Source organism: Mesorhizobium sp. M2A.F.Ca.ET.067.02.1.1 (assembly GCF_004023285.1).
Lineage (GTDB): Bacteria > Pseudomonadota > Alphaproteobacteria > Rhizobiales > Rhizobiaceae > Mesorhizobium.
Genome location: NZ_RZSB01000350.1, coordinates 1 through 6,101, shown reverse-complemented (window position 1 = coordinate 6,101; position 6,101 = coordinate 1). Strand labels below are relative to the sequence as shown.

Genomic DNA, 6,101 nt, shown 5'->3' with positions numbered 1-6,101 from the left:
TGGTAGCCCAGGCTGGAGAGGATCGAGATGGCGACCGAGCCGACGCCGCCGGCCGCGCCCGTCACCACCACCGGACCGCGATCCGGCACGATGCCGTGACGCTCCAGCGCCATGACGGAGAGCATGGCCGTGTAGCCAGCCGTGCCGACGGCCATCGCACCGTGCGCGCTCATGCCCTCGGGCAGCGGCACCAGCCAGTCGCCCTTGACGCGGGCCCGGCCGGCATAGGCGCCGTAATGCGTCTCGCCGACGCCCCAGCCGTTCAAGATTACCTTGTCGCCCTTGCGCCAATCGGCATGGGAAGAGTCGATCACGGTGCCGGCGAAATCGATGCCCGGAACCAGCGGCCAGCGGCGCACGACCGGCGCCTTGCCGGTGATGGCGAGCCCGTCCTTGTAGTTGACCGTCGTCGCCTCGACTGCGACGGTGACATCGCCCTCCATCAGGTCGGCCTCGGTGAGGTCGACGACCTCGACCGACTGCTTCTTTTCGGCATCGCGCGAAACGAGGATGGCTTTGAAGGTGTCGGACACTTTTTTCTCCTCTGGTTCCGGCGATGGAGCTGACTGTGGGGCGGCAGCCGCGCGCCGTCAATCTTGCGAAGGTTTAGGCTCGCGCCCCCAGCCGATCAGCTCGTCGAAGACCACAAGCGCCGCGCCGACCGAAATGAAGGCGTCGGCGAGATTGAACACAGCGAAGGACCAGACCGGCGTATGGAGCAGGATGTAGTCGATGACGTGGCCGAAAATAGCGCGATCGATGAGGTTGCCGAGCGCGCCGCCGATGATGAGCGCAAAGCCGATGCGGGCGACGACATGGCCGGCCGGGGTGCGCGTGGCGAGATAGAGCACGAAGGCGACGACCAGCACGGCGATCAGCACAAGGCCGGTATCGCCGAAGGACTGGAACATCGAGAAGGCGATGCCGGTGTTGTAGGTGCGGAACAGCGCCAGAAAGGGCAGGAGATCGACCTTTTCTTGAAAGGCGAGACCGTTCTCGACCAGCTGCTTGATCCACTGGTCGAGCGCAATGGCGATGATGACCAGCAGGGCATAAGGGGACCAGGATTTCACTTATCAGTCCTCATGGGCAGTCCTCATCGCGTCTCGATCGTGTCGAGCTTCAAGGCGCCACGCCTTATCTCGAACAGCATCACGCCGGTGGCGACCGCCAGATTGAGGGAATCGGCGCGGCCGGCCTGGGGGATCCGGAGCAGCCGGTCGCAGCTCTCGGCGAGGCTGTCGGGCAGCCCCTGCTGCTCGTTGCCCATCAGCAGCAGAACCGGCCCTCTGGAAAAATCGACGGACCGATAGTCGACGGCGCCCTTGAGGTGCGTTCCAACGACCAGTCCCGAAAAATCGCGCCGCCAGGCGAGGAAAGCCTGCTTGGTTGCTCTCGCGACCGGCACGGCGAAGATCGAGCCCATGGTGGCGCGCACCGTCTCCAGCGAGAAGGGATCTGTGGTGTCGCCGACCAGAATGACGCCCTTGGCGCCGACGGCGTCGATCGTGCGGATCACGGTGCCGAGATTGCCCGGGTCGCGGACCCGGTCAAGCGCTACCCAGACGTCGCCGTCCCTGGCGCGGATGTCCTTCAACGGCACGGTCTGCTGGGCGAAGACGCCGACCACCATTTGCGGGTTTTCGCGCCGGGTGATGGCGGCCAGCACCTTTTCGGAGACCTCCAGCACTGTGCCGCCGGCGGCGATGGTCCGCGCGGCGACCTTTTCGACGGCGGCGTTGCCGCGTCCGGCCTTGGCGAAGACCAGAGTCTTTATCGACCAGCCGAGGTCGAGGGCATCGATGACCAGCTTCAGGCCCTCGGCCATGAAGGCGTTCTGCTGGTCGCGAAATTTCTTCAGCGCCAGCGCCTTGATGTCCTTGACCAGAGGATTGGCAAGGCTGGTGACTTCCTTGACCTGCCCGACAGGGCGAGCGCCGTCATGTGCGTTCATTTCAAGCCACCCAGCGCGAGAACAGCGAGGTCGACAGCGCGCGGCCGGCGGATTTCTCGCGAATGATCAATTCGCCGGATTCGACCGTGCCGCCCATGCCGGCGAAGGTATCGCGCATCAGCGCATGGATGGCGAAGAAGGAGGCGCGGATCGAATAGGCGGTGAGGACGACGGCCAGCGGCTTCGGCGTCAGGATCGAGCGGCAGAGGTCGGTGAGGCCCGGCAGGTCCTCGAACAATTGCCAGACCTCGCCCTTGGGACCGCGGCCATAGGCCGGCGGGTCGAACAGCACGATGTCGTAGCGGCTGCCGCGGCGTTCCTCGCGCTCGGCGAATTTCACCGCGTCCTCGACGATCCAGCGGATCGGCTTGTCGCCAAGTCCGGCCATTTCCTGGTTCTCGCGCGCCCAGCCGATCGCCTTCTTCGAGGCATCGACATGGGTGATCTCGGCGCCCGCGCGGGCCGCCACCAGCGAGGCCAAGCCGGTATAGCCGAAGAGGTTCAGTACCTTGACAGGGCGCTTCGCCGCCGCGATCAGCCCCGCCATGTGGTCCCAATGCGAAGCCTGTTCCGGAAAGACGCCGACATGGCGAAACGAGGTGAAGCGGCCGAGATAGTCGATGCCGTCATGCTTCATCGGCCAGGTCTCGCCGAGCGGCGCCTTCGGGAAGCGCCAGCGGCCGATGCCTTCCTCGTCGGTGTCGCCGGTGAAGACGGCGTCGGCGCGCTCCCATTCCTTCGCCGGAAGGGCGCGCTGCCAGATCGCCTGGCCCTCGGGGCGCACGATGCGGTAGGGACCGTATTGCTCGAGCTTTTCGCCCGCGCCGCTGTCCAGCAGCGCGTAGTCGGCGTTGGGCGCGACTTCAAGGATCAGCGGCAGGCGCTCGGCGGGCAAGGAGCCCTCGCGACGCGCAAGCACGCGCGGCGCCGGTTTGGCGTCCTGCCTGTGTTCCGGCCTCGCTTCGCGCCGTTCGTCTGGACGCGGTTGGACACTGCTGGCTTTTACGGGCTGACGCAGGCGGTTGTCGCGGTTTCGATCGCGAAAGGATTTCAAGAACGGTCTCCGGAACGGCAGGCCGCTTTTGACATAGGGATTCGGGCCGCGCAACAAAATGGTCCCGCATCTATGATGCACCCAGCTCTGGAGACACGCAAACCGACCATGTCCCGTTCTGAACGCCTGCTCGACCTTATCCAGATCCTGCGCCGCCACCGCCGGCCGGTGAGCGGCCGCACGCTTGCGGACGAGATGGGTGTGTCGATCCGCACGCTCTATCGCGATATCGTGTCGCTGCAGGGGCAGGGCGCGCCGATCGAAGGCGAGGCGGGGCTTGGCTATGTGCTGAAGCCAGGCTTCATGCTGCCGCCGCTGATGTTCTCAGACGAGGAGATCGAGGCCATCGTGCTCGGCTCGCGCTGGGTGGCAAAGCAGCCGGACAAAAAGCTGGCCGCCGCCGCGACCGATGCGCTGGCCAAGATCGCGGCGGTGCTGCCGGATGATCTGCGCGAGGACCTCGATGCCACGACGCTGCTTGTCGGGCCGCGCTCGGACAATCTCGAAGCGATCGACCTCGGCGTTGTGCGGCAGGCGATCCGCGAGGAACGCAAGCTGGGCTTCCTCTATCGCGACGCCGAGGGTGCGGCCTCCGAGCGGCTGGTCTGGCCCTTCGCGCTCGCTTTCTTCGACAAGGTGCGGGTGATGGCGGCGTGGTGCGAAACGCGCCAGGATTTCCGTCATTTCCGCGCCGACCGGATGTCCGACCTGACTCCGACCGGCGTCCGTTACCCACGCCGCCGCCAGGCGATGCTGAAGGAGTGGCGGGCGACGCTGGACGCGCCCCGCTCAAACGCCAGGAAGGGCGATTCCGCCTGATCGCTGCTGCCAGAATCTGACAGTAGGTCCGCATATGGTCCCCAAGGTTCAGATGCTTTGGAGATCAGACATGACCACGCCGAATTTCGTCATCCTCTATGTCGACAGCCCCGAAAAGAGCAGTGCGTTCTACGCTTCGCTGCTCGGGCGCGAGCCGGTCGAGTCCTCGCCGACCTTCGTCATGTTCGTGCTCGACCAGGGCTTCAAGCTCGGCCTCTGGTCGCGCCATACCGTGGAACCGGCGGCCGCGGCGGCGGGCGGTGGCGGCGAGCTTGTGATCGGGGTGGCGGATGCGAGCGCCGTCGATGCAACCCATGCCGATTGGGTCGATCTCGGCCTGAAGGTCCTGCAGGCCCCAACCGATCTCGATTTCGGCCGCACCTTCGTTGCGCTCGATCCCGACAATCATCGCCTGCGCGTGTACTGGCCTTTCGCAGGAGCGCAGGGATGAGCGCCTTCTGGGTTGCGGTGGCGTCGGCCGAGCATGTGCGGATCGGCCGCAAGGACGGCTTCATGCAGGTCAACCACGGCAAGGCAGCACCGCTGCGCCGCATCAAGCCGGGCGACGGCATCGCCTACTACTCGCCGAGCACCGTGCTCGGCGAGAAGGACGGGCTGCAATCCTTCACGGCCATCGGCACGGTCCGGCAAGGAGAGGTTTATGAGGGTGTCATGGGCGGCGGTTTCACGCCGACGCGGCGCGACGTCCACTGGCGTGAGGCCATGCAAGCGCCGATCAAGCCGCTGCTGGCCAAGTTGGACTTCACCGCCGGCAAGCCCAACTGGGGCTACCAGCTTCGCTTCGGCCTATTCGAGATCAGCGAAGACGATTTCCAGCTGATCGGTGAGGCGATGGGAGCCAGGCTGGAGAGCGCTGCTATTTGAGCGCCTCGTAGACGGCGATGCCGGCGGCGAGGTCTTCAAGGGCCGCGCCAACCGACTTGAACAGCGTGATCTCGCTGTCGGTTTGCCGGCCCTGTTTCTCGCCGCGCGCGAGCTCATGCAGATCGGCGATGATCGCTTCCGGTTTCAGCAGGCCCGAGGTCAGAGGCTGGACGATGTCGCCGGCCTCCTTGGTGGCGCCGCCGCGGGTGTCGACATAGACGCGGGCGCGCTTGATCGCATCGTCATCAGCCTCGCGCATGTCGGGCGTGAAGCCGCCGACGAGGTCGACATGGGCGCCCGGCTTGAGCAGCGCGCCCTTGACCAGCGGCGTGTTGGAGATGGTCGCGGAGGCGATGATGTCGGCCTCGGCAAGCTCCGCGTCGAGATCGCCGGCGGCATTGGCCGGAAAGCCTTCGGCGCGCAAGGCGGCCGCCACCTTTTCGGCATTGGCCGGCGTGCGGTTCCAGATGCGGATGGAGGTGATCGGCCTGACCGCCGAATGCGCCTTGGCAAGGAATGGCGACAGCGCGCCGGCGCCGATCACCAGAAGCCGCGAGGCGTCCTTGCGGGCGAGATAGGAAGCGGCGAGCGCGGAGGCGCAGGTCGTGCGCCACTGCGTCAGCCGCTGCCCGTCGATCATCGCCTGCGGCTCGCCGGTGACGCCGTCGAGCAAAAGATAGAGGCCCATCACCGCCGGCTTGCCTTTTGCGTTGTTGTCCGGCGACACGGTGACAATCTTGACGCCGATATGACCTCCCGCCGAGGTGCCTGCGGCGTTGAAGTCGGTCCAGGCCGGCATCAAAAGCAGGGTCGAGGCCGCGCCGTCCGGCCGCTCCACGCCATGATGGTGACGAACCGGCTGCACGGCGCCCTCGCGAAAGGCGGTGCGCAATGTCTCGACCAGGCCGGGAAAGGTCAGCGCGCGATCGACCTCGGCGGCCGAAATGGTCAGCATCGAAGGCTCCGGATTCCTTTAATTGGTCGGCTTGGGCAGCGCCGGTCCATTCGGCGCGGCCGGCGCGCGGCTCACCGCCTGGCGCAGGTTTTCAGCCTCCAGGCCGCGCTGGCGCGCGAGCTTGCGGTAGCGGCCCTGCTTCACCCAGGTCGCCATGCTGCCGACGACCATGCCGATGGCCAGGGCCAGGAACAGGAAGATGAAAAGCGGCAGGTTCAGCGTCAGCGCGGGATTGCCGGGATGGAACGGATCGAGCGTGAAGGCGACGGCGCCGCGATTGGCAACGGCGAGCGCGATCAGGATGATGGCCAGCGGCACGAAGACCACGACGAGGATGAAGCGATTGAACATCAGATCTCCGTATAGAGAAGCTTCCTAAGCGCGCATGTCTTTGTCCCGAAACCGGCCTTCCCTTTCGGGAGACATGCTTTAAG

Annotated in this window: 9 protein-coding genes; 3 read left to right on the top strand and 6 right to left on the bottom strand. The window is 65.9% G+C overall.

The annotated features are described in order from the left end of the window. The 4 genes from EOA28_RS21760 to EOA28_RS21745 form a co-directional block, all read right to left on the bottom strand. A partial coding sequence (locus EOA28_RS21760; RefSeq protein WP_148670792.1) for an alcohol dehydrogenase catalytic domain-containing protein occupies positions 1-533 on the bottom strand: 533 nt, incomplete at its 3' end. A gap of 57 nt (positions 534-590) precedes the next feature. Beyond that, complete coding sequence (lspA, locus tag EOA28_RS21755) at positions 591-1,073, bottom strand: signal peptidase II (RefSeq protein WP_127249532.1); 483 nt, start codon at positions 1,071-1,073, stop codon at positions 591-593. 23 nt (positions 1,074-1,096) lie between these two features. Further along, complete coding sequence (locus EOA28_RS21750) at positions 1,097-1,954, bottom strand: RNA methyltransferase (protein WP_127249531.1); 858 nt, start codon at positions 1,952-1,954, stop codon at positions 1,097-1,099. A gap of 1 nt (position 1,955) precedes the next feature. Continuing rightward, positions 1,956-3,008 carry a class I SAM-dependent rRNA methyltransferase gene (locus EOA28_RS21745; RefSeq protein WP_127249530.1) on the bottom strand — a complete coding sequence of 351 codons (1,053 nt, stop codon included), beginning with the start codon at positions 3,006-3,008 and terminating at the stop codon, positions 1,956-1,958. Between the two features lie 108 nt (positions 3,009-3,116). On the opposite strand from EOA28_RS21745, the gene EOA28_RS21740 reads away from it, so the two are divergent. From EOA28_RS21740 to EOA28_RS21730, 3 genes are all read left to right on the top strand, one after another. Beyond that, the gene (locus EOA28_RS21740) at positions 3,117-3,827 is read left to right on the top strand and encodes a YafY family protein (protein WP_128315244.1); all 711 of its coding nucleotides are present in this window, start codon (positions 3,117-3,119) and stop codon (positions 3,825-3,827) included. A gap of 70 nt (positions 3,828-3,897) precedes the next feature. After that, entirely contained in the window at positions 3,898-4,278 is a 381-nt protein-coding gene (locus tag EOA28_RS21735) for a VOC family protein (protein WP_127249528.1), read from the top strand. Next, complete coding sequence (locus EOA28_RS21730) at positions 4,275-4,712, top strand: EVE domain-containing protein (protein ID WP_127249527.1); 438 nt, start codon at positions 4,275-4,277, stop codon at positions 4,710-4,712. The genes EOA28_RS21735 and EOA28_RS21730 overlap by 4 nt, the downstream gene beginning before the upstream one ends. Here the strand turns inward: EOA28_RS21730 and EOA28_RS21725 are convergent. Next, positions 4,705-5,667, bottom strand: a complete 963-nt coding sequence (locus EOA28_RS21725) for an ornithine cyclodeaminase family protein (RefSeq protein ID WP_127249526.1) — start codon at positions 5,665-5,667, stop codon at positions 4,705-4,707. The genes EOA28_RS21730 and EOA28_RS21725 overlap by 8 nt on opposite strands. 18 nt (positions 5,668-5,685) lie before the next feature. Then, a complete protein-coding gene (locus tag EOA28_RS21720) occupies positions 5,686-6,018 on the bottom strand; it encodes a DUF1049 domain-containing protein (protein WP_095819479.1) in 333 nt (110 codons plus the stop codon). Positions 6,019-6,101: the final 83 nt, after the last annotated feature.

Bases quoted from the DNA above. Each gene is read 5' to 3' on its own strand.
- EOA28_RS21750 (WP_127249531.1), bottom strand. From the start codon at position 1,954: ATGAACGCACATGACGGCGCTCGCCCTGTCGGGCAGGTCAAGGAAGTC.
- EOA28_RS21740 (WP_128315244.1), top strand. From the start codon at position 3,117: ATGTCCCGTTCTGAACGCCTGCTCGACCTTATCCAGATCCTGCGCCGC.
- EOA28_RS21735 (WP_127249528.1), top strand. From the start codon at position 3,898: ATGACCACGCCGAATTTCGTCATCCTCTATGTCGACAGCCCCGAAAAG.
- EOA28_RS21730 (WP_127249527.1), top strand. From the start codon at position 4,275: ATGAGCGCCTTCTGGGTTGCGGTGGCGTCGGCCGAGCATGTGCGGATC.
- EOA28_RS21725 (WP_127249526.1), bottom strand. From the start codon at position 5,667: ATGCTGACCATTTCGGCCGCCGAGGTCGATCGCGCGCTGACCTTTCCC.
- EOA28_RS21720 (WP_095819479.1), bottom strand. From the start codon at position 6,018: ATGTTCAATCGCTTCATCCTCGTCGTGGTCTTCGTGCCGCTGGCCATC.